This is a genomic window from Nocardia sp. NPDC127606 (assembly GCF_042671725.1).
In the GTDB taxonomy this organism is placed as follows: domain Bacteria; phylum Actinomycetota; class Actinomycetes; order Mycobacteriales; family Mycobacteriaceae; genus Nocardia.
The window spans coordinates 104,295-125,723 of sequence record NZ_JBHXWQ010000005.1 but is presented as its reverse complement, the minus strand read 5'-3'; the positions used below and the strand labels follow the sequence as shown (position 1 = coordinate 125,723).

25 protein-coding genes are annotated in these 21,429 nt (G+C 68.2%); 8 read left to right on the top strand and 17 right to left on the bottom strand.

Annotated features, from left to right (window positions below; all coding sequences use genetic code 11):
- Positions 1-195, top strand: a complete 195-nt coding sequence (locus tag ACFVJ5_RS22855; protein ID WP_379222889.1) for a hypothetical protein — start codon at positions 1-3, stop codon at positions 193-195.
- Between the two features lie 31 nt (positions 196-226).
- Complete coding sequence (locus tag ACFVJ5_RS22850; RefSeq protein WP_379222887.1) at positions 227-1,021, top strand: thioesterase family protein; 795 nt, start codon at positions 227-229, stop codon at positions 1,019-1,021.
- On the opposite strand, the gene ACFVJ5_RS22845 is transcribed toward ACFVJ5_RS22850, so the two are convergent.
- From ACFVJ5_RS22845 to ACFVJ5_RS22825, 5 genes are all read right to left on the bottom strand, one after another.
- Positions 1,022-1,528, bottom strand: a complete 507-nt coding sequence (locus ACFVJ5_RS22845) for an SRPBCC domain-containing protein (RefSeq protein WP_379222885.1) — start codon at positions 1,526-1,528, stop codon at positions 1,022-1,024. It lies immediately after the preceding gene.
- A gap of 16 nt (positions 1,529-1,544) precedes the next feature.
- Positions 1,545-1,874: a helix-turn-helix transcriptional regulator gene (locus ACFVJ5_RS22840; RefSeq protein WP_056814878.1), complete on the bottom strand. Its 330-nt coding sequence runs from the start codon at positions 1,872-1,874 to the stop codon at positions 1,545-1,547.
- Complete coding sequence (locus ACFVJ5_RS22835; RefSeq protein WP_378633763.1) at positions 1,864-2,295, bottom strand: SRPBCC domain-containing protein; 432 nt, start codon at positions 2,293-2,295, stop codon at positions 1,864-1,866. Before ACFVJ5_RS22835 ends, ACFVJ5_RS22840 begins: the two co-directional genes overlap by 11 nt.
- 78 nt (positions 2,296-2,373) lie before the next feature.
- Entirely contained in the window at positions 2,374-3,894 is a 1,521-nt protein-coding gene (locus ACFVJ5_RS22830; protein ID WP_379222883.1) for an MFS transporter, read from the bottom strand.
- A 147-nt stretch (positions 3,895-4,041) separates the two neighbouring features.
- Complete coding sequence (locus ACFVJ5_RS22825) at positions 4,042-4,602, bottom strand: TetR/AcrR family transcriptional regulator (RefSeq protein ID WP_379222881.1); 561 nt, start codon at positions 4,600-4,602, stop codon at positions 4,042-4,044.
- A gap of 39 nt (positions 4,603-4,641) precedes the next feature.
- On the opposite strand from ACFVJ5_RS22825, the gene ACFVJ5_RS22820 reads away from it, so the two are divergent.
- The gene (locus tag ACFVJ5_RS22820) at positions 4,642-5,886 is read left to right on the top strand and encodes a KasA/KasB family beta-ketoacyl-ACP synthase (RefSeq protein ID WP_379222879.1); all 1,245 of its coding nucleotides are present in this window, start codon (positions 4,642-4,644) and stop codon (positions 5,884-5,886) included.
- Positions 5,887-5,897: 11 nt separating this feature from the next.
- Here ACFVJ5_RS22820 and ACFVJ5_RS22815 read toward each other — a convergent pair whose 3' ends face one another.
- The 5 genes from ACFVJ5_RS22815 to ACFVJ5_RS22795 form a co-directional block, all read right to left on the bottom strand.
- Positions 5,898-6,893 (bottom strand): ABC transporter substrate-binding protein, encoded by a 996-nt coding sequence (locus tag ACFVJ5_RS22815; RefSeq protein ID WP_379222877.1) that lies wholly within the window; start codon positions 6,891-6,893, stop codon positions 5,898-5,900.
- Positions 6,894-6,926: 33 nt separating this feature from the next.
- Positions 6,927-7,685, bottom strand: coding sequence for an ABC transporter ATP-binding protein (locus tag ACFVJ5_RS22810; protein ID WP_379222875.1), 759 nt, complete (start codon positions 7,683-7,685; stop codon positions 6,927-6,929).
- A 91-nt stretch (positions 7,686-7,776) separates the two neighbouring features.
- The gene (locus ACFVJ5_RS22805) at positions 7,777-8,583 is read right to left on the bottom strand and encodes an ABC transporter permease (protein ID WP_378633747.1); all 807 of its coding nucleotides are present in this window, start codon (positions 8,581-8,583) and stop codon (positions 7,777-7,779) included.
- 45 nt (positions 8,584-8,628) lie between these two features.
- A complete protein-coding gene (locus ACFVJ5_RS22800) occupies positions 8,629-9,051 on the bottom strand; it encodes a VOC family protein (RefSeq protein ID WP_379222873.1) in 423 nt (140 codons plus the stop codon).
- Between the two features lie 89 nt (positions 9,052-9,140).
- Entirely contained in the window at positions 9,141-9,788 is a 648-nt protein-coding gene (locus ACFVJ5_RS22795; RefSeq protein ID WP_379222871.1) for a TetR/AcrR family transcriptional regulator, read from the bottom strand.
- A gap of 89 nt (positions 9,789-9,877) precedes the next feature.
- Here ACFVJ5_RS22795 and ACFVJ5_RS22790 point away from each other — a divergent pair, with 89 nt between their 5' ends.
- The gene (locus ACFVJ5_RS22790; protein WP_379222870.1) at positions 9,878-11,020 is read left to right on the top strand and encodes an epoxide hydrolase family protein; all 1,143 of its coding nucleotides are present in this window, start codon (positions 9,878-9,880) and stop codon (positions 11,018-11,020) included.
- 104 nt (positions 11,021-11,124) lie between these two features.
- On the opposite strand, the gene ACFVJ5_RS22785 is transcribed toward ACFVJ5_RS22790, so the two are convergent.
- On the bottom strand, positions 11,125-12,267 hold the full coding sequence (locus tag ACFVJ5_RS22785; protein WP_379222868.1) for a GTP-binding protein: 1,143 nt from the start codon (positions 12,265-12,267) through the stop codon (positions 11,125-11,127).
- Between the two features lie 77 nt (positions 12,268-12,344).
- Between ACFVJ5_RS22785 and thiD the strand changes: the two genes are divergently transcribed.
- Positions 12,345-13,193 (top strand): bifunctional hydroxymethylpyrimidine kinase/phosphomethylpyrimidine kinase, encoded by an 849-nt coding sequence (gene thiD / locus ACFVJ5_RS22780; protein ID WP_379222866.1) that lies wholly within the window; start codon positions 12,345-12,347, stop codon positions 13,191-13,193.
- A 176-nt stretch (positions 13,194-13,369) separates the two neighbouring features.
- Here the strand turns inward: thiD and ACFVJ5_RS22775 are convergent, their stop codons facing one another.
- The gene (locus tag ACFVJ5_RS22775; protein ID WP_379222864.1) at positions 13,370-14,095 is read right to left on the bottom strand and encodes a TetR/AcrR family transcriptional regulator; all 726 of its coding nucleotides are present in this window, start codon (positions 14,093-14,095) and stop codon (positions 13,370-13,372) included.
- Between the two features lie 150 nt (positions 14,096-14,245).
- On the opposite strand from ACFVJ5_RS22775, the gene ACFVJ5_RS22770 reads away from it, so the two are divergent.
- From ACFVJ5_RS22770 to ACFVJ5_RS22760, 3 genes are all read left to right on the top strand, one after another.
- Positions 14,246-14,872 carry a class I SAM-dependent methyltransferase gene (locus ACFVJ5_RS22770; RefSeq protein WP_379222862.1) on the top strand — a complete coding sequence of 209 codons (627 nt, stop codon included), beginning with the start codon at positions 14,246-14,248 and terminating at the stop codon, positions 14,870-14,872.
- A 69-nt stretch (positions 14,873-14,941) separates the two neighbouring features.
- Positions 14,942-16,240 carry a glycosyltransferase gene (locus tag ACFVJ5_RS22765; protein WP_379222861.1) on the top strand — a complete coding sequence of 433 codons (1,299 nt, stop codon included), beginning with the start codon at positions 14,942-14,944 and terminating at the stop codon, positions 16,238-16,240.
- A complete protein-coding gene (locus ACFVJ5_RS22760) occupies positions 16,237-18,312 on the top strand; it encodes a glycosyltransferase family 39 protein (protein WP_379222859.1) in 2,076 nt (691 codons plus the stop codon). The genes ACFVJ5_RS22765 and ACFVJ5_RS22760 overlap by 4 nt, the downstream gene beginning before the upstream one ends.
- Before the next feature lie 117 nt (positions 18,313-18,429).
- Here ACFVJ5_RS22760 and ACFVJ5_RS22755 read toward each other — a convergent pair whose 3' ends face one another.
- The 5 genes from ACFVJ5_RS22755 to ACFVJ5_RS22735 all read right to left on the bottom strand — a co-directional run bounded on the left by ACFVJ5_RS22755 (position 18,430) and on the right by ACFVJ5_RS22735 (position 21,384).
- On the bottom strand, positions 18,430-19,209 hold the full coding sequence (locus ACFVJ5_RS22755) for an SDR family oxidoreductase (RefSeq protein WP_379222857.1): 780 nt from the start codon (positions 19,207-19,209) through the stop codon (positions 18,430-18,432).
- A gap of 74 nt (positions 19,210-19,283) precedes the next feature.
- On the bottom strand, positions 19,284-19,715 hold the full coding sequence (locus ACFVJ5_RS22750; protein ID WP_379222855.1) for a PIN domain-containing protein: 432 nt from the start codon (positions 19,713-19,715) through the stop codon (positions 19,284-19,286).
- Entirely contained in the window at positions 19,706-19,912 is a 207-nt protein-coding gene (locus ACFVJ5_RS22745; protein WP_056814932.1) for a hypothetical protein, read from the bottom strand. Before ACFVJ5_RS22745 ends, ACFVJ5_RS22750 begins: the two co-directional genes overlap by 10 nt.
- A gap of 70 nt (positions 19,913-19,982) precedes the next feature.
- Positions 19,983-20,597: a TetR/AcrR family transcriptional regulator gene (locus ACFVJ5_RS22740; protein WP_101465384.1), complete on the bottom strand. Its 615-nt coding sequence runs from the start codon at positions 20,595-20,597 to the stop codon at positions 19,983-19,985.
- A gap of 4 nt (positions 20,598-20,601) precedes the next feature.
- Positions 20,602-21,384, bottom strand: a complete 783-nt coding sequence (locus tag ACFVJ5_RS22735) for an enoyl-CoA hydratase family protein (protein ID WP_379222853.1) — start codon at positions 21,382-21,384, stop codon at positions 20,602-20,604.
- Positions 21,385-21,429: the final 45 nt, after the last annotated feature.

Genomic DNA, 21,429 nt, shown 5'->3' with positions numbered 1-21,429 from the left:
ATGAAGCGCATCGTCGCCGGGGCCCTCGCGGCCGCCGCCCTGTCCCTCGCCGCCCCGCTCGGCACCGCCCAGGCCGCGTCCCTCCCGGTCGCCGACTCCGGTTCGTCGTCCATCGGCTGCACCTCCGACACCAGCCCGTGCGCCCTGCGTCCGCTGTTCGACCTGTTCACCGCTCTCTCGACGGGCAGCGCCTAGGCCACATCGCCGCGCGGGTAACGTCGGCCGGGTGGCCGATGCCTTCTACCGCCAAGACCCCGCGGACCCGAACCTGTACCTCTCGACCGAGCTGACGCGAGGCCCGTGGTCGCCGGACGCCCAGCATGCCGGACCGCCGTCGGCTCTGCTCGGGCACGTGATCGAGCGCTGCGAGCCGCGGCCCGGATTCCAGGTCGGGCGGGTAGCCGTCGAGATCCTCGGGCCGGTGCCGCTGGCTCCGCTCACCGCGCAGGCGAAGGTGGTGCGGTCGGGTCGCAGTGTCGAACTGATCGAGGCGACCTTGTCGTCGGAGCGCGGCCCGGTGATGCAGGCCAACGCCTGGCGGCTCAAGCTCTCCGAGCCCGCCCTCGATCTGCCCGCCGAGTTCCTGCCGACCGGAACCAGACCGCTGCCCGCGGCGACGGAGCCGGAGCAGTTTCCGTCCGATCAGGAGATCGGCTTCCACACCGGCATCGAATACCGGTTCACGGCAGGCTCTTTCGCCGCGCCGGGGCCCGCGGTCTGCTGGATCCGGTTGAAGTACCCGATCGTCGCGGGGACCACGCCGAGTCCGCTGGAGCGCACGCTGGCCGCCGCTGATTCGGGCAACGGGGTCAGTGCGGTCCTGGACTGGTCGAAGTACCTGTTCATCAACACCGATCTCACCGTGACCCTGCATCGTCAGCCGGTCGGCGAGTGGGTGTGCCTGGACGCGGTCACCCATCCTCAGCCGCACGGCATCGGCCTCGCCGAATCCGCGCTGTTCGACGAGACCGGGCCGATCGGGCGCAGCACCCAGACGCTGCTCATCGCGCCGCGGGGCTGATCAGGGGCGCGGCTTCACCAAGTCGGCGTTGCCGTGCTTGAGCAGTTCCGACTCGCCGGTGCTCGTGCGCCGGAACGGGTCGCCTTCACCGGTGGTGAGCAGACCGCGCAGGCTGCTGGTGATGTAGGCGCCCCAGGCGTTGGAGCACACCTCGTAGCATTCCCCGGCCGGCACCAAACCCACATGGGTGAACCGGATTTCGGTGCCGTCGGCGTTCTCGGTGATGTCGAAGACGATGTCGGTGTCCTCCCATTCGGTGGTGTCGGCGATGAAGGACAGGTGCGAGTCGGTGACGTGCCAGACCAGGCGCTTGCCCGGAATCGACGTGGTGGTCGTCATGGTGCAGCGGTGCAGGCCGGGGACCTCGAAGAGGTAGCTGTCACCGACCGTGCCGGTGCTGCCCTCGATGGTCTCCGACCACCAGGCCCATACGTTGTTGACGGCCGCGAAGGCCTCGTCGGGAGTCTTGTCGACGGTGATGGTGGCGGTGAAGTCGTTGTCGCTCATTGCGTTTCCTTCCGGCTCAGCCGTCGAGATGCCGGCGGAGCGCGTCGAGTGGGCCGTCCCAGTCACGCGACAGGGCGGCCAGAAATTGTTGTGCCACGTGCATCGGGGCGGAATCGAGGCGGTAGCGCACACGCCGCCGCTCCCCCGGTTCCGCGATCACCAGGCCCGCGTCCGCAAGCAGGGCAAGGTGTTTCGCGATCGCCTGCCGGGTGATGGGCAGCCGATCGGCGAGGTCGGTCGCGGTGGCCGGACCGAGTGCGGCGAGTGCGGCGAGTACCGACCGCCTGCTCGGATCGGCCAGCGCGACGAAGACCCGTTCGGCGGTGGCCTCCAGCTCAGGCCGCATCGAGGTACTCGACGAGCTCGCCCAGCTCGCTCTTCCAGCCCCCGACATTGCCCTCGAAGGCCTCCTTGTGCGCCTCGTCGGGCAGCTGGGCGAAGCCGGTCTCGGTGACGGTCAGCCGGGTGCCGTCGCCGACCGGCTCCAGGCTGAATTCGACATAGGTGCGTCGCGGGTCGTCGTCGGGCAGCCCGTTGATCGGCCAGGTGTAGCCGAACACCGAGGGCTCCTCGACCCGCTCCACCCGCATGTCGGCGGCGAACCCTTCCTTCCAGGTCATTCGCATGTCGCCACCCGGCCGCAGGTCGATCTCGGCGGTATTGCCGAACCAGCTGCCCAGCCCTTCCGCGGTGGTGATGGCCGCCCATACCTTGGCGGGCGGATGCGCGAGCTCGACGGTCCGGACGATCTGATCAGGGAATCCCATGATGCCTCCTCATGTATTGCAACTGACTGGTTGCAACTCAGAGTATTGCAACCTTTGGGTTGCGTCAAGGGTGCGTCCTCAGTGGTCGCCGGTGACGCGGAAGCCTTTCGGGACCAGCCAGACCGTGCCGACAGCCACCACCGCGACGACGGCGGCCGAGATGTAGGACGTGGTGGTGAGGGCGACGTCGAAGGCATGGCCGGCGGCATGGGCGAGTTCGTCGCGGGCGGGTTCGGGGAGGTCGGTGGCCACCTCGGCCGCCCCGCCGATCGAACCGCTCGCCTGGTCCAGCTTGTCGGCGGGGACGGGCAGGCCCGTCATGTGCTGACTGAAGATCCTGGCGTGCAGGCTGCCGAGCAGGGCGACGCCGAAACCGACGCCGACCTCGTAGTTGGTCTCCTCCACCGCACCCGCCTGGCCCGCCCGGTCCGCGGGCACGGCGCCGACCAGGACCGCGGCCGCCGCCGTCACGGCCATGCCGTCGCCGAGACCGAACGACACCAGCACCAGCGCCACCACCGGATAGGTGGTGGGTTCCGGACTCACCGCCAACAGCAGGAAGCCGAGGGCGACAGCGCCGAGACCGAAACCGAGCACCGCACGGACACCGAACTTCTCCATCAGAAACGGCGTGAGCAGGGAGGCGGTGAGCAGCGTGAGCGCGGCGGGCAACATCCGGATACCCGCCTGCGACGGGCTGTAGCCGTGGACGTATTGCAGCCACAGCGAGATCAGGAACATGGCCGCGCCGATCGCCATCATGGCCAGCAGCGTCGCGACGGCCGCCGCGGTGAACGCGCCGTTGCGGAACAGCCGCACGTCGAGCAGCGGGTCGGTGGCGGTGAGCTGACGACGGGTGAACCAGGTCAGCGCCGCGATGCCGATGACCAGGATCGTCCAGTCCACCTGACTCGCTTCACCTTTCGCGAGGTGCTTGATGCCCCACGCCAGGCAGACGATGCCCGCCACCGACAGCGCCGCGGCGAACCAGTCCAGGCTGCCCGCCTGCGGCGCACGATATTCCGGCAACACCCACAGCCCCACCACCACCGTCACGACCACCACCGGCACGTTGAGCCAGAACGCCGACGCCCACCCGAAGTGCTCGACGAGGAACCCACCGACGATGGGTCCGACCGTGGCGCCGACACCCGCGACCGCCGCCCAGATCCCGATGGCCATGGTGCGTTCGCGCACGTCGGTGAAGATGTTGCGGATCAGCGACAGCGTCGATGGCATCACCATCGCACCGCCGATCCCGAGCAATACCCGCCCGCCGATCAACTGGGCCGCGCTCGCGGCGGTGGCCGCGACCACCGAAGCGATGCCGAACAGCACGAACCCGCTGATGAACAACAGCTTTCGCCCCACCCGGTCACCGAGCGCACCGGTGGTGATCAGTAGCCCGCCGAGCACCAGCCCGTAGATATCGATGATCCACAGCTGTTCCAGCGGCCCGATCTGCAGATCCTCGATCAGCGACGGCAACGCGACATTGAGAATCGTGGCATCCATCGCCACCAGCAACAGGCTGGCGCACAGCACCCCGAGCATCACCCAGCGCACCGACCCGTAGGACTCGTCCCGCGCTTCGCTCACCCTGGCCACCTCACCGGCCGCTCGGCCCTCGACGTCCGTTGACGACAAGCTACCCACAACAGTGGTGCCCGCCCGGCAACGCTCGCGGCAGGTCCGGCCGCGATCCGAGCACGCGAAGGCCGACGCGGGCCGATCACCGATGGGTGCTCAGCCGGGCAGGACCGCCTCGATGAGGGCGCGCGCGGCGCGGCCCGTGCGTTCCCGGTCGCCCGTGATCACACGGTCCTGGATGATGCCGCGCAATCCGGAGACCAGCAGCGTGGACACCACCTCGGGATCCTCGGCCAGCCCGGTTCGGCGGAGCGCGGCGGCGAGCTCGGTGACAAAGGTGGCGATCGCGGCGTTGGCGTAGTCCTGGTACGGCGAGCCGGGGGCACACGCGGCACCGAGCACCTGCAGCAGCACCCGCACGCTGTCGGCTTCGGCACCATCGGAATTCACGTCGAAGAAGCCGATCAGCCGCTCGAGTAGCTGCGCGGGCTCCACGATGTCGGCGAACAGCGCGGCGAGGTCGGGTCGCTGTGTCGCCAATGCCTGGACCAGCAGTTCTTCCTTGGTTCCGAAGTAGTAGATCAGCATGCGCGAGCTGGTCCCGAGCGCCGCGGCCAGCGGTCGCAGCGAGAGCTCGGCCAAGCCGTGCGACGCGATATAGGCGACGACGCCGGCCAGCATCTCGGCGCGCTTGCGGTGGTCGAGTGGACGGGCCATGGGTTGACTGTAGCGAGTGCTACAGGTATTCATGTCAGCGTGACTGTACCGATCGCTTCAGAAACCCGGGACGGCGTGGTGGTGACCGCGTACGCGGCGACCACCGCACTGGCCGACACCATGGACGAGACCTGGTCGCGTCTGCTGCGCGGCGAGAGCGGAATCCGTGCGCTACCCACGGAGTTCCTCGCCGAACACGATCTGCCGGTGCGGATCGGCGGACCACTGGTCACCTCGCCCGACGCCGAGCTGACGCGGATCGAGCAGCGCAGACATTCCTACGTCGAACGCATGGCTCTGGTCCTCGGCAGACAGGTCTGGCAGGCGGCGGGCGCACCCGAAGTCGACCATGAGCGGCTCGCCGTGGCCATCGGCACCGGCCTCGGCGGCGGTGACGCGCTGATCGATGCCGTCGACGCGATGCGGGCGGGTGGCTACCGCAAGGTCTCGCCGCTGGCCGTGCCGATGGTGATGCCCAATGGACCCGCCGCCACAGTCGGGCTCGAAATCGGCGCGCAGGGTGGGGTTTTCGCGCCGGTTTCGGCCTGCTCGTCGGGGTCGGAGGCGATCGCGCACGCGTGGCGGCTGATCAGCACCGGCGAGGCCGATGTGGTGGTCACCGGCGGCGTCGAAGGACATATCGACCCGGTCCCCATCGCGGGCTTCGCGATGATGCGGGCGATGAGTACCCGCAACGACGAGCCCGAGCGCGCCTCCCGGCCCTTCGACCGCGACCGCGACGGTTTCGTCTTCGGCGAGGCCGGTGCGCTGCTCGTACTCGAATCCGAGCGGCACGCGAAGGCGCGCGGTGCGCGGATTCACGCGCGGGTGCTCGGTGCGGGCATCACCTCCGACGCCTTCCACATCGTGGCGTCCGATCCGGCGGGCACCGGTGCGGCGCGGGCGATGCGCAAGGCGATTCACACTGCGGGGCTGCGGGTTTCCGACATCGATCACGTGAACGCGCACGCGACGTCGACATCGATCGGTGACGCTTCCGAAGCGGCGGCGATCACCGCGGTCGCTCCCGATGCCTCGGTGTACGCGCCGAAGTCAGCGCTCGGTCATTCGATCGGCGCGGTGGGCGCGCTCGAATCGGTGCTCACGATCCTGAGCCTGCGTGAGCAGATCGTCCCGCCCACACTGAATTTCGACAACGCCGACCCGGCGATGGATCTCGATATCGTCGCCGGGGCGGCCCGACCGCACAAGATCGACTACGCCGTCAACAACTCGTTCGGATTCGGCGGCCACAATGTCGCGCTCGCGTTCGGAAAAGCGTAGCGGCGCGGGACTTACGCCTTGTCGAAGCGGGTGTCGACGTAGGACTTGAAGTCGACCTTGCCGGGGATGGCTTTGGCCTTGGTGAAGGCGTCGGCGATTTCCTGTTCGGAGGCGATGACCTGGTCGGTGAGTTTGATCGGCTCCTTGATCGAGCGGGTCCAGGTGGTGCGGGAGGCGTCGACGCTGATCTGGGTCAGTTCGGCGTATTTGGTCGACCAGGTGTCGAGGTTGTCCGCGGACCACTTGGTGGCGGCGGCGTAGCGCTGGAAGAAGTCGGCGAGGGCGGCGGACTTGCCCGCGTCGGCGACGGTCTTGTTGCCCGCTACCCAGAAGTTGTAGCCGTTGGCGGCCTGGTCGGCGGTGGCGATCGACTTGGCGCCGATCTCCTTTTCCGCGATGGCGGTATAGGGGTCCCAGGTGGCCCAGGCGTCGACGTCACCGCGGGTGAGCGCGGTGTAGCCGTCGCCGGGTGCGAGGTAGACCGGCTCGACATCGCTCAGCGACAGGCCCGCCTTCTGCAGTTGCAGCAGCAGGTTCGCATTGGCCGAGCTGCCCTTGTAGACGGCGACCTTCTTGCCCTTCAGCGCCGCGACGGAGGCGATCGTCGAGTCCTTGCCGACCAGGATCGCGTCACCCTTGCCGGTGGCCGAGAGCGCCCCGACGATCTTGATGTCGGCGTCGGCGGCCGCGCCGAAGATCACCGGGGTATTGCCGGTTTGGGCGATGTCGATGCCACCCGCGCTCGCCGCCTCGACCAGCGGCAGACCGGCGGTGAAGGTGGAGAATTCGATCTTGTAGGGCAGGTTCTCCAGCTGTCCCGATGCCTTCAGCAGCACCTCGATCGAAATCGCCTTCTGATCACCGACTTTCAGCGTGACGGTGCTGAGGTCGACCGGGCCCGAGGGTGCGCTCTCGGTCGCCGCGTCGTCACCGCAGGCGCTCAGTGTGAGCGTTGCGGCAACGGCGAGCGCGAGGCCTGCCAGACGGGACATCGGAGTGCGTTTCACTGGAACAACTTTCGTGCGTTGGTGCGGAGGGGTTCAGCGTGTGACGCCGAGCAGCGCGAGCAGTCGCGTCGCGTATTCGGCGACTTCCGGCGCGGCGGCGGTGCGTGGGCGTGGCAGCTCGATGGGGACGTCGGCGGCGATTCGGCCGTCGTCGAGGACCAGAACACGGTCGGCCAGGGTGATCGCTTCCAGCACGTCGTGGGTCACCAGCAGGACGCCGAATTCGCGCTGGGCGTGCAGGCCCAGGAGCAGCTCGTGCATCGTCAGCCGGGTCAGGGCGTCGAGTGCGCCGAAGGGCTCGTCGAGCAGCAGCAGAGTCGGCTCGGCCACCAATGCCCTTGCCAGCGCGGCACGTTGGGCCTCACCACCGGACAGGGTGAGCGGCCACGCGTCGGCGCGACCGGCGAGGCCGACTTCGGCGAGCAGGTCGCGGGCGGCTTGCTCGTCGGCACGTCGATTGCGCGGCTTCGGCCTGCCGAGGGCAACATTGCGCACCACCGGCTGCCACGGGATCAAGCGGGGTTCCTGGAAGACGATCGTCGGCCTGCCTTCGACGGACACCTCACCGCGAGTGGCGGTATCGAGGTCGCCGAGGATCCGCAACAGCGTGGACTTGCCGGATCCACTGCGCCCGACCAGCGCGACGATCTCGCCCGCGCCGATCTCGAGATCGATCCCGTCGAGCACGGTGCGCTCACCGAATCGCTTGCTGAGACCGGTGATTCGCGCGGCAGCGACGCGGGCCGACCGCGAGGAGATGGGGGTGACAGTCGTGGCGGCGGCAGCGGTCATGGTGTGAACCTCGCGATCGAACGGCGGCGGGTAGCGGGCCTGCCCACTCGCAGGACGGGGTGGGTCCTCGAGTCGGCGGAAGGTGCGGACATCAGCGGTGCACCGCCGGGCGCCAGCGCAGGGCGCGGCGTTCGAGCAGTCGCACGATCGAGTCGGTGAGCAGGCCGAGCAGGCTGTAGACCACCAGGCCGAACACCACGATGTCGGTGCGCAGGAATTCGCGGGCGTTGTTGACGACGAAGCCGAGTCCGGCACTGGCATTGATCTGTTCGGCCACGATGAGCGAGAGCCAGGCGATGCCGAGACTCTGCCGGGCGCCGACCAGGATCTGCGGCAGGGCGCCGGGGAGCACGAGCAGGCGCAGTCGTTCGGCGAGTCCGAGGTGCAGGGCGCTGCCGAGTTCGAGCAGTTTCGGGTCGAGCTGGCGGATGCCCGAGAAGGTATTGAGGTACAGCGGGAAGAACACGCCGAGGGCGATCAGGTAGACCTTGGGTTCCTCGCCGATGCCGAACCAGATGATGAACAGCGGGATCAGGCCGAACAGCGGGATGGTGCGGATCATCTGCAGCGGCGGGTCGACCGCGTACTCACCGATCTTGCTCAGGCCGGCGAGCACGCCGAGTACCAGCGCGAGAACCGCGCCGAGCGCGAAGCCGTACAGCGCGCGCTGGCCGGAGACCAGCAGGGCCTCGGTGAGCTGGCCGGACCGGTAGGTTTCCAGACCCGCGTCCAGCACCGCGGACGGCGCGGGCAGTTTCTTGGCCGGGATCGAGCCGCTGGCGCTGGCGAGTTGCCAGATGACCAACACCGCGATCGGCGAGAGCGCACGCAGGAACCCCGGGCGACGGTACAGCGGGATCCGTCGCTCGCCGGTTTCGGTGGGCCTCTCCAACAGCATGCGAGCATGGTGCCCGCCCGAAGCGGTATACCGACAGGGTTCGGATCAGCTCGAGGATTTGTCGGCTCGACTGGAGATCTGCTGCACCGCCCAGCCATTGCCGTCGGGATCGCTGAAGAACACGAAGCCGACATTGTCGAGCGGATGCGGGACGGGCCGCGGATTCTTGCCCAGCTCCTGCACCTCGCTGACCTCGACTCCCCGCGCCACCAGCTCCGCGTGCGCCTGCTCGATATCGGGAACCACGAGTTGCAGGCCCTTCAACGAGCCCGGCGGCATCTCCGGCACCGCCCCCTTGCCGATGACGATCGAGCAGCCAGAGCCGGGTGGGGTGAGTTGCACGATGCGCACGTCGTCGGAGATCACCGTGTCATGGTCGACGGCGAAGCCGAGCTGACGCGCGTAGAAATCCTTGGCCCGATCGATATCGGTAACCGGGACGATCACAACTTCCAGGGTCCAGTTCACTACGCGCCTCCGCGTTGCCGTCCGGGATGATGCGCCAAGTCTGCCAGTTCCGCGCTCCGGAGCAGAGCCGGATCGGTCGCTCGTCGCGGTCAGGGTCTGCGTTCCCATCGCCAGGCGAATTCACCGGTCGCCGGGGGTGGGCCCGGTAACTCACCCTCGGCGGTGAGCCCGTCCACCATCAGAGCGAGGACACGTTGGCGCAGTTCGGCGGTGCGTACCGGGTCGGGCATGGTGATGGCCGAGCAGGCCTCCAGGATCAGGCCGAGGTCGAGGGCGTCGACGTCGGGCCGGAGGCGACCGCTGGCGTGGGCGCGGCGGACCAGCTCCTCGCCCGCCTCGCCCGAGTGCACGACATCGGGCAGCATCGACTCGTCGGGTGTGAAGGTGCCCGCCAGACGCACGGTGAGCGAGTGCACGTCGGCCTCGACGACCCGTTCCAAGAATCCGACGAACCCGCGCCAGCCGTCCGAATCCTCCAGCGCGGCGTCCGCTTCCGCGTTGAATCGCCGCAGCCCTTCGTGACAGAGGGTGCGCAGCAGTACCTCCTTGCTCGGATAGCGCCGGTAGAGCGCGCTGATCCCGACGCCCGCCCGTTCGGCGACGGCGGCGATCGGCGCGTTCGGATCGTCGAGGAACACCGCGCGGGCGGCGTCGAGGATCAGTCCGTCGTTGCGCGCGGCCTGCGCCTTGCGGCCGGGCAAGCGGGGCTGATCTGCGGTTTCGGTCTGCTTCGCCATGAATATCAGCCTACCACTTGAAACGGAATGCTCCGTTCTGTTAAGGTTGGAACAGAACGAAACATTCCGTTTCAATTAGAGGAGTCGACATGGCCACCGCCACCATCACCCCGTTCCGCATCGACATCGCGCAGGCCCGCCTCGACGATCTCGCCGACCGGCTGCGCGGCGCCCTGTACCCCGACGAGCTGCCCGGCGTCGGCGATGCCTACGGCGTCCCGGCCGGTCGCGTCCGCGCTCTCGCCGAGTACTGGCTCGAGAAGTTCGATTGGCGCGCGCTGGAATCCGAGCTCAACGCCTACCCGCAGTTCACCACCGAGATCGACGGCGAGGACATCCACTTCCTGCACATCCGTTCCTCGCGCGCCGATGCGACGCCGGTGATCCTCACCCACGGCTGGCCCGGTTCGATCCTCGAATACGTCGACGTGATCGCGCCCCTCACCGAGCCGGAATCGGCCGACGCGCCCGCCTTCCACCTGGTCATCCCCTCGCTGCCCGGTTTCGGCTTCTCCGGCCCCACCCGCAGCACCGGCTGGAACCGCTACCGCACCGCCCGCGCCTGGGCCGAGCTGATGACGCGCCTTGGCTACCAGCGCTACGGCGCCATCGGCAACGACGGCGGCTCGATGGTCTCCCCCGAGATCGGCCGGATCGCGCCCGACAATGTGATCGGCGTGCACGTCACCCAGCTGTTCTCGTTCCCGTCCGGCGACCCGGCCGAATTCGAGGGCCTCTCCGAGGCGGATATGGCCGCGCTGCAACATCTTCAGTGGTTCCACGAGAACAAGATGGCCTTCAACACCCTGCACAGCCAGCAGCCGCAGACCCTGGCCTACGCGCTCGCCGATTCCCCGGTGGGTCTGCTCGGCTGGAACGCGCAGCTGTTCGGCGAGTCGCTCGACGCGCAGTTCGTGATCGCGAATGTGGCGCTGTACTGGCTCACCGGGACGGCCGGTTCGTCGCTGCGCTTCTACTACGAGGACGCGCACGCCGCCGAGCAGCCGACCGAGCCGACCACGGTCCCGACCGGGCTGGCCATGTTCGCCGGCGATTTCCAGTCGATCCGCCGCTTCGCCGAGCGCGACCACAGCAAGATCGTCAGCTGGCATTCCTACGACACCAGCGCGGGTACGGGCGGCGCGAACGACGCGGCCGGGCACTACGCCGCGCACGAGGCGCCCGAGGTGCTGGTCGGCGACATCCGCGAGTTCTTCGCCGGGCTCGCCTGATTCGCTTCAGGTGCCGCGGCCCACGCTCCCCTCATCGGTGCGTGGGTCGCGGCCCATTCGAATCATGCACCAGCGCAGTGTGATACGCGCACCAAAGATGCCAATCAGTGATGCTCGTGCAGATCGGCCCAGGCCGGGAACGGATCCGCGTAGCCGGTCCACGCGCTCGGGCCCGCCGCGAACTCCGCATCGGTGAGCAGTGCGGCGTCGAGTTCGCGCCGCACGGCGGGGGCGTCGAGGCGCACCCCGATGAACACCAGCTCCTGTCCGGCGGGCACTTCCAGTTCCGACCACCACGCGCCGGGCTCGAAGGTCAGATTCGGGCCTGCCTGCGACCAGATCGCCGCCAGCTCGGGGCGGCTCGCGATCCAGCAGAATCCCTTGCTGCGCAACATCCCCCGCAATCGCTCCAGCGCGGCGGCGAGGCGTTGCGGATGGAAAGGCCGGTCGGCGAGGAAGGTGAAGCTGCTGATCCCGTATTCCTCGGTCTCGGGAGGGTGTCCCCCCGCCAATTCCTCTGCCCAGCCCTCGGATTCGGCCGCGACCACCGGGTTGTAGCGTCCCGTGGCAAGCACTTCGTTCAGATCCACGACGCCCCCTTCGGTTCGCAGCACGTGCGCTCGCGGGTTGAGCCTGCGCACCGTCGCCTCGACCGTGGCCGCGGCGTTCGCGCTGACCAGGTCGGTCTTGTTGATCAACAGCACGTCGGCGAATTCCACCTGATCGACCAGCAGATCCGCGATCGAGCGGGCATCACCCTCGCCCGCTTCGAGATCGCGTTCGGCGAGCGCCTGTCCACGGACGAGTTCGGCCAGGAAGGTCGAGGCGTCGACGACGGTGACCATGGTGTCGAGGCGGGCGATGTCGCCGAGGCGGAATCCGTCGTCGAACTCCCAGTCGAAGGTGGCGGCCACCGGCATGGGTTCGGAGATACCGGTCGACTCGATCACGAGCTGGTCGAAGCGGCCCTCGCGCGCCAGGCGGGCGACGGCCTCGATCAGGTCCTCGCGCAGGGTGCAGCAGATGCAGCCGTTGGTGAGTTCGACCAGTTTCTCCTCGGTGCGATCCAGGTGCCCCTGGCCCGCGACCAGCGCCGCGTCGATATTGACCTCGCTCATGTCGTTGACGATCACCGCGACCCGGCGGCCGTCGCGGTTGGCGAGGATGTGATTGAGCAGCGTGGTCTTGCCGGCGCCGAGGAAGCCGGACAGGACGGTGACGGGCAGAGGTGTCAGGGTGTTGGTCACCGTTTAATGATAATGGTTTTCATTTGCAGTGCCCAGGTGGGGTCTCGCGACGGCGAGTGCGGTCGTAGGGTTGGGGCGTGAAGATGTTGCCGCTGACCCCCGATGGCCAGACCCCCGTTCGCGCGCTCACCATCGCGGGCACCGACTCCGGTGGCGGCGCGGGCATCCAGGCCGATTCGCGCACCATGGCGCTGTGCGGGGTGCACGCGTGTGTGGCAGTGGCCGCCGTGACCGTGCAGAACACGGTCGGCGTCAGCGGTTTTCACGAGATTCCGCCGCAGATCGTGGCCGATCAGGTGCGTGTGGTCGTTCGCGATATCGGCATCGGCGCGGCCAAGACCGGCATGCTCGCCTCCACCGCGATCATCGAGGCCGTCGCCGAAGTGTGCCGCGAGCTCGGGATCGGGCGCGAGGGCACCATCCCGCTGGTGGTCGATCCCGTCGCGGCTTCCATGCACGGCGACCCACTGCTGCACGCGGAAGCCCTGGAGGCAGTGCGCAATACGCTGATTCCGCTGGCGACCGTCGTCACCCCCAATCTCGACGAGGTGCGCCTGATCACCGGCATCGAGGTGGTCGACGACGCCACCGCGCGCAAGGCCGCCGAGGCATTGCACGCGCTGGGCGCACAGTGGGCGATCGTGAAGGGCGGGCACCTGCGCGCCTCGGAATTCAGCACCGACCTGCTCTACGACGGCGACACGTTCCGTGAGTTCAGCGCGCCGCGCATCGCCACCGGCAACGATCACGGCGGTGGCGATACCCTGGCCGCGGCGATCGCCAGCGCGCTCGCCAACGGCTACTCGGTGCCCGACGCGGTGGAGTTCGCCAAGGAGTGGACCTACCGCTGCCTCGCCGCCTCCTACGATCTCGGCGCAGGCCACGGCCCCGTCTCACCGCTCTGGAGACTCCACGCCGACGCATGATCGGCGCAGCCGCGCCGCGTTCCTCAGCCGCGCACGGGCGGAGCGAAGGCGCAGGTACGCCTAGCGTGGCGTCACGAACTTGTCGGTGCCCAGGTTCATACTGAACTCATCGCACCCCCGCCGACCCCAAAGGCGTGATCGGCGAGAACAACGGAGTTCGTGTCGGGCGCGAGGTTTCAGTGGAGACCGAAAGCGATGTGCAACGGTTTCGACGGGTCGATCTTGACCCCGTTGAAGCGGGCGTGCGCCTGTGCCAGCGCCGAGATGCTCTCGGCCAGATAGTCGACGAAGCGCTCTACCGGCATCGCCGATACTTCGCGCTGGTTCGCGCCGAGCCACCAGTCCGTGGCCGAGGCGACCGCGCCGAAAATCGAATAGTTCACCAATTCGATCCCGGTCACGTCGATCGATTCCGTCGGCAGCAGGCCCGCGAAGAATTCCGCCGCCCGTCTCGCCGATTGGCGGGCCGCGACCAGCGCGCGTTCGGTTTCCTTGGCCTGCTGGCTGAAATGGCTGTGCAGCATGAACCGGAAGACATTCGGGTGCGCCGACACGACCGCCACGTATTCGGTGGCCGCGGTATGGACGAGTTCGCTGATCGAATCGTCGGTGAGATTCACGCTGGTGAGCACGCGCTCCCAGAGCATGTCGCGGACCCGGTCGACGATCGCGTTGTAGAGGTCGGTCTTGTCCTCGAAATGGCGATACAGCTTCGGCTTGGCCGCACCGGCCTCCTTGGCGATATCGCCCATGCTCACATCGGGCCCGATCTGATCGAGCGCCCGGAACGCCGCGTCGACGAATTCGATACGCACCTGCACGCGATGCTCACGCCAGCGTTCGGTCCGCGCGTCGACACGACGCCGCGGCGCCTCGTCCGTCTTGGGGTAACCGCGCGTCACGGTAGTAATACTAGGACGGGCCGTACCGGGGGTTACGCACCCCACCGAGAGCGGGAACACATTTGCTGAAACAGCAAGATTTCTGGCGGTCATCGGAGCCGCCGATGCACTATCGGACGATCCTTTCACCCTGACTGACCAGGAGCATCGATGACCGAGACCGTGGCGAACGCCGAAGAGTTCTGGGAAGACTTCTACCGCGAACGTGCGCAGATCTGGACCGGTAACCCGAACCCCCTCCTGGTGCGCGAGGTCTCCGAGCTGACCCCCGGAACGGCCCTGGACCTGGGCTGCGGCGAGGGCGCCGATGCGATCTGGCTGGCGAAGGCCGGCTGGCAGGTCACCGCGGTCGACATCTCCGCCACCGCGATGGAGCGTGGCGCGCGCCGGGCCGCCGAGGCAGGCGTGACGATCGCGTGGGAGCGCCACGACCTCCAGGCCAGCTTCCCGGCAGGCACCTTCGACTTGGTGTCGGCGCAGTTCCTGCACTCGCCGGTGGAGCGGCCGGACGAGCGGGCCGGGATTCTGCGCAGCGCGGCTGCCGCTGTCGCGCCGGGTGGCGTACTGGTGATCGGCGCCCACGCTGCGGCGCCGAGCTGGGCCTCCAGCGAGATGCACGCTCATGTGTTCCCGACCATCGAGCAGGTACTCGAGCAGCTCGAGCTCGGGCCCGCGTGGCAGGTCGAGACCGCCGAGCTGGTCCACAGCCCCTCGACCAGCCCCGACGGTGTGGTCGGCGAGCGCGCCGACAGCGTGCTGCGCCTGCGTCGCGGCTGACCACGATCCCCAGCAACCTCCCAGCTCGGTCCCAGCTCGGTGGCAGCGCGGCCATCGAGTCTGGGTGTCATGACTCAGACCGAGGCCGAGCAGAAGGCCATGCAGAGCAGCCGCGCGCCGGTGCTCGACGTAGTGATACCCGTCTACAACGAAGAGGTCGATCTCGGCCTGTGCGTGCGGAGGTTGCATGCCTATCTGCGCGCCGGATTCCCGTTCACGGCCCGCATCACCATCGCCGACAATGCCAGCACCGATGCCACTCTCGCGGTGGCGGAGTTGCTGGCCGCGGAACTCGACGGCGTCGAGGTGCTGCACCTGGACGCCAAAGGGCGCGGACGGGCGTTGCGGACCGCGTGGGAAGCCTCGGACGCGGCGGTGGTCGCGTACATGGACGTCGACCTGTCGACCGACCTGGACGCACTGCTGCCGCTGATCGCGCCGCTGGTGTCCGGGCATTCCGATCTCGCGATCGGCACCAGACTCGACGCGTCGGCTCGCGTGGTGCGCGGACCCAAGCGTGAGATCATCTCCCGCTGCTACAACCTGCTGCTGAAAACAACGCTGCGGGCAGGCTTTTCGGATGCGCAGTGCGGATTCAAAGCCGTGCGCACCGAAGTCGCGCGCGAACTGCTGCCGCTGGTTCGAGATGGCGAGTGGTTCTTCGATACCGAGCTGCTGGTGTTGGCCGAGCGGGCGGGTCTGCGGATTCACGAGGTGCCCGTCGACTGGATCGACGATCCCGACAGCCGGGTCGACATCGTCGATACCGCGCGCAAGGACCTGCGCGGGATCTGGCGGTTGACCAGGGCGCTGACCACCGGCGCCCTCCCGCTGGACGAGCTGCGGGCCGCGGTCGGGCGTGAACCGCTGGTCGCCGGAGTACCTCTCGGCATGGTCGGGCAGCTGGTGCGGTTCGCGATCGTCGGGGTGACCTCGACCCTCGCCTACATCGCCCTGTATCTGCTGTTGCAGCCGCTGGTCGGCAGTCAGGGCGCCAATCTGATGTCGCTGCTGGTCACCGCGGTGGGCAATACGGCCGCCAACCGGGCATTCACCTTCGGCGTGCGCGGACGCGGCAACGCGATGTCGCACCAGTTCCAGGGCTTGGCCATCTTCGCGTTCGGGCTGGCGATCACCAGCGGGTCCCTGTTCGCCCTGCATCGCTGGGCTCCCGACGCGCCCGTCGCGGTGGAACTCACTGTCCTGATCACCGCCAATCTCGTTGCGACACTTGCTCGTTTCGTCGGCCTGCGCTGGGTGTTCCGGCACGCGGGCGCCGATCGGACCACAGGCGTCTCGCCGGTGTTCGTAGCCACGGACAGCGCGGATTCGGCAGCGCGCCCGCACGCGGTGGGGGTCCGTCGATGACCACGACCATCGCACCCTCCCCACCAGCCGACACCATGAAGGCACCGCCGACCCGACAGCGTTGGGAGCGAACGGCATTGGCGGCGTTGCTGCTCGGCACGCTGATCGCCTATCTCATCAATCTGAGCGCCAACGGCTGGGCCAACGACTTCTATGCCGCTGCGGTACAGGCAGGTTCGCAATCGTGGGAGGCGTTCTTCTTCGGCTCCTCCGATGCCGCCAACTCGATCACCGTCGACAAACCGCCCGCTTCGCTGTGGGTGATGGAACTGTCGGTCCGGCTGTTCGGGCTCAACAGCTGGAGCATGCTGGTGCCGCAGGTACTGCTCGGTGTCGCGAGCGTCGCGCTGCTGTGGGCGACGGTGCGCAGATCGTTCGGCCCCGCGGCGGGGTTGATCGCCGGCACGGTGCTCGCGGTGACTCCCGTCGCGGTGCTGATGTTCCGGTTCAACAATCCCGACGCGCTGCTCGTCTTGCTGATGATCGCGGCCGCGTGGGCGATGACGCGAGCGGTCGCGGACGGCCGGTGGCGCTGGTTGCTGCTCACCGGCGCGTTCATCGGATTCGGGTTCCTGGCCAAGCAGTTGCAGGTGCTGTTGGTGGTGCCGCCGCTGGCACTGATGTATCTGATCGCCGGACCCCCGAAGCTGGGCAAGCGGATCGCGCAGTTGTTCGCCGCCTGTGCGGCGATGGTGGCCGGCGCGGGTTGGTGGATAGTGGCGGTGGAGCTGTGGCCGTCGGATTCGCGGCCGTGGATCGGTGGGTCGCAGAACAATTCGATCATCGAGCTCACCCTCGGATACAACGGGCTCGGGCGGTTGAACGGCAACGAGACCGGAAGTGTCGGACCGGGCGGAGAACTGCCCGCGGGCGGCAACGGGATGTGGGGAAGCACCGGGATCACCCGGATGTTCGAACCCGCGCAGGGCGGTCAGATCGCGTGGTTGATTCCGGCGGCGTTGCTCACGCTCGTGGTCGGGCTGGCACTGCGCGGGCGAGCGCCGCGCACCGATCCCCGACGGGCCGCGCTGATCCTCTGGGGCGGTTGGCTTCTCGTCACCGGTCTGGTGTTCAGCTTCATGGCGGGAATCTTCCACCAGTACTACACAGTGGCGCTCGCGCCCGCTGTCGCGGCGCTGGCCGGGATCGGGGCCGCGCAGATCTGGGATTCGCGTGATCGGCTGTGGGTGCGGTGCGCGGGCGCGATGGCCATTGCGCTCACCACGGCGACCGCGTGGATGTTGTTGTCGCGCAGTGCCTCCTTCCAGCCGTGGTTGCGATGGGCGATCCTTGTCGTCGGTGTCATCGCCACCGTTGCCTTCGTGTTCCCACTGGCCCGCAAGCAGTCGGTGATCGTGGCGCTCGCCGCGGCCTTCATCGGCCTCGCCGGCCCGATCGCCTACTCGGTCGACACCCTCGCGTCCGCGCATTCCGGTGCGATCCCCTCCGCCGGACCGAGTTCCGGCGGAATGCACGGAATGGGTGGACCCGGTATGCGTCCCGGCGGGGACGGTGGCAGGCCCGGCGCCGATGGCTCCGCCAGGGACGGTGCCGCGCCCGGCGGTACACCCCCGGACGGTGCGGCTACGGGTGCGCCGACCGGCATGCCGTCGGACGGTGGCACGCCAGGGCAAGACGGCACGGCCGCGTCGGACGGTGCCGCGCAGGGTACGAACGGCGGTGACCAGCGCATGGGTGGCGCGGGTGGATTGCTGGGCGGATCGCGGCCGAGTGACCAGATCGTCACGCTGCTCGAGTCGAACGGCACCGACTACACCTGGGTCGCGGCGGCCGTCGGTTCCAACAGCGCAGCCGGGTATCAGCTCGCCACCGAACTGCCGGTGATGCCGGTCGGCGGGTTCAACGGCAGCGACCCGTCGCCCACTCTCGAACAGTTCCAGCAGTACGTGGCAGACGGAAAGATCCACTACTTCGTCGCCGGTGGGCGCGGTGGCCCCGGTGGGAACAGCGCATCGACCAGTTCGGCGATCACCGCCTGGGTGACGGCGAACTACACCGCGACGACAGTCGACGGGGTCACTCTCTACGACCTCACCCAACCGAAGTCGTAGCCGTCGCGGCACTTGGCCGGGCCCGGCGGATCACCCCGATCCGCCGGGTCCGGCCTTCGTGTGACCACCCAGGTGTCGCCTACCGTCGCCGCTACTCGGACCCCGCGTTCGGCAGCCTCAGCGAGCAGCGGAAACCGTGGCTGCGATCCACTCGGCGAAGGACGGACCGGCCAGGGTGGCGTGCGGGGAAGGCAGCAGGGTGCCGTTTTCGAATTGCTCGCGGTCGGGGTCGGCCGAGTCCGACGTTTCGATGATCTGCAGGGCATCGCCACGAGCCGCTACCAGCGCCGCGGCGGCAGTGGCCATCGTCTCCGGCTGCGGACCCGCGATCTCGGGGAACGGAATATCTTCGGCGGCAATCGGATTCGCGACCAGGTCGACCAGCGCCTCGGCGACGGTCCGGGCGGCGACCAGCTGGGTACGCATGCCGGGGACGTAGGCGACGGCGTCCTGTGTCCCCCATCCGACCATCACCTCGACAAGTTCGTGGAACTGCGCCGCACGCAGGATCTGCACCGGCACAGCCCCTTTGAGCAATTCCTGCTCATGGGCCAGCTTGGCGGCGTTGTACCCGGCGAGCGAACCGTCGATCCCGATGATGGACACCACCACCAGCCGCTCGACCCCGGCCCGCTCCCCCGCCGCATGCAGGTTCCGCGCGGAAGCGGTGAAGAAGTCGGTCGCCACCTGCTGATCGGCCGACGGCGTACTCGACGCGTCGATAACGATGTCGACCCCGGTCAACGCGTCGTCGAGACCCGCACCGGTCTCGATGTCGACACCGTCGGCGCGCGAGAAGGCGACAACGTCATACCCACGCTCGACCAGCACATCCACCACGTGCCGACCCAACCGCCCGGTTGCCCCCGCCACCGCGATCTTCTTCTGCTCCACCATGATCCACTCCTTCATCGCTTCTTGCGGGTTCACAGAGTCGACGAAGTAGGCGACCGGAGTGTGACATCACCTGGTCACGATGTCTCGAGACTCCCCCGAGGCGCGACCCAGCGGTGATCGAGGTCCACCACCGATGCGACCGTTTCGAAATCGGAGTCGTAGTGGAACAGGACAAGGCGGTGTTCTATCGCCAACACCGAAGCGAGCAGGTCATGGATACCGACCGCGCGGTGGCGGCCCGACCGCGCGAGTTCGCGTTGAATCGTGAAGGCGCTTTGCCAGTGTTCGTCATTGGTGGGCAGGTACTCATAGGCTGCGCGGCGTCGAAAACGAATCTGTTCGTATTCAGCCGGGCTTCGAGCGCTGTAGAGCGCCTCGGAATCGAGCGGTGCACACGTGGCTATCAACCCGGCCTCGAGCAGCGGCCCGAGTGCGGCCCCCACGTCCGGATGACGCATTCGAGCGGCCGCGCTGGTGTCGATGAGATAGCGCGCCGTTATCGCCATACGTCGTCGCGCCGATCCTTGTCGGCCATTTCGGCCATGCCGCCGTTGACCAACCATTCGACTTCGCTCGCGCGCGCATGCGCCACCACGGCCGAGTTCAGCGCGGCACGAACGGTATCGGAGACGCCGGCGGTCCCGAGCGCGTCCTGCGCGGACTCGAGTAGCTCGTCGTCGATCTCGATCAGGCGTTTGGTCATCGCACAGTCCCTCGATATATATTCCCCCATGGCCGAACTATATACCCCGGAACAACCAGGTCACAAGGGTTCAGTGGGACAGGTTCAGGGCGGTGTGGAGAGTGGCGGCCCATTGATCGACGATGAGTTTGCGGCGGGCGGAGTCGTCGGTGAGGACGTCGGCGAGGCCGAGGCCGCGGGCCAGGTCGAGGGTGGCCTGGACGAGATGGTGGGTCACCGGGTCGGAGTCGTCGACGCCGAGCGCTTCGATGGCGCGGCGGTGCGAGATGCGGCCGAACCGGGCCTCGAGGGGCAGGATGCGCTCGCGCAGGGCCGGGTCGGCGGCGGCGTGGGTCCAGACCTGGAGGGCGGCTTTGAAGAACGGGGTGGTGTAGGACTCGACGAGCGCGGACACGACCGCGCGCGTGCGACCTTCACCCTGGGCGACCGCGTTCACCGTTTCGGCTTCGGCCTTGGCCTGGTCCATCCGGAACTCGAACATGAACTCGAGCGCGGCGGTGATCAGGTCCTCGCGGGTGGGGAAATGGTGCTGGGCGGCGCCGCGCGACACCCCGGCCCGCTCGGCGACCACCGACACGGTGGCGGCTGCCCAGCCGGTTTCGGCCAGGCAGTCGATGGTCGCCTCCAGCAGCCGCTGCCGGGTGGCCCGGCTGCGGTCCTGCTTGGGTTCGTGGGGTGTCGCCATCGGACTATTGTGCCCAGCTGGGCGGACGCTTCTGAAAGAAGGCCGTCATGCCCTCGATCACCTCGGGGGTGCCGAAGAAGCTCGCCGAGCGCTTGGCCAGTGCTTCGGCCTCGGCGTCGAATGTGGCCAGCACGGCCGCGTTGACCAGCTTCTTGGACTCGGCCAGACCCTGCGGCGACCCCTTGCGCAGCTCGCCACTCAGGCGTTTCACCTCGGCGGCGGCGTCCTGCGCGGCCACGGTGACCAGGCCGATCTCCTGCGCGGTCGCGGCGTCGAACTTCTCGCCGGTCAGGAAGTAGCGGCTCGCGGCCCGCTGGTCCAGCCGCGGCACCAGCGTGAGCGAGATCATGAACGGCGCCATCCCGATGCGCACCTCGGTGAGCGCGAAACTACTGCCCGGCCCCGCGACCACGAGATCGCAGGCCCCGATGATGCCCATGCCGCCGGCCCGGACATTGCCGTCGATCTGCGCGATCACCGGCTTGGGCGAGGCGAGGATGCCGCGCAGCACGTCGATCATCACGCGGGTGCGTTCGTCGGCGGCCACCGCGGGGTCGGCGGTGCTCGCCTCCTTGAGGTCGGCGCCCGCGCAGAAGGTGTCGCCGGTGTGGGCGAGCACGATGCCGCGCACGGCGGGATCGGTGGCCGCGGCGTCGAATCCGGCGAGCAGCTCGCGAACGAGCTTGGACGAGAGCGCATTACGGTTGTGCGGGGAATCGAAGGTCAGCGTGGCGAACCCGTCGACGACCTCGTAGCGGACGAACGGTGCTTCCGTCGCGTCACTCATCGGGACTCCTGTTCATCCGGTAGGGGTGGTCGCCCCACCTGCCGG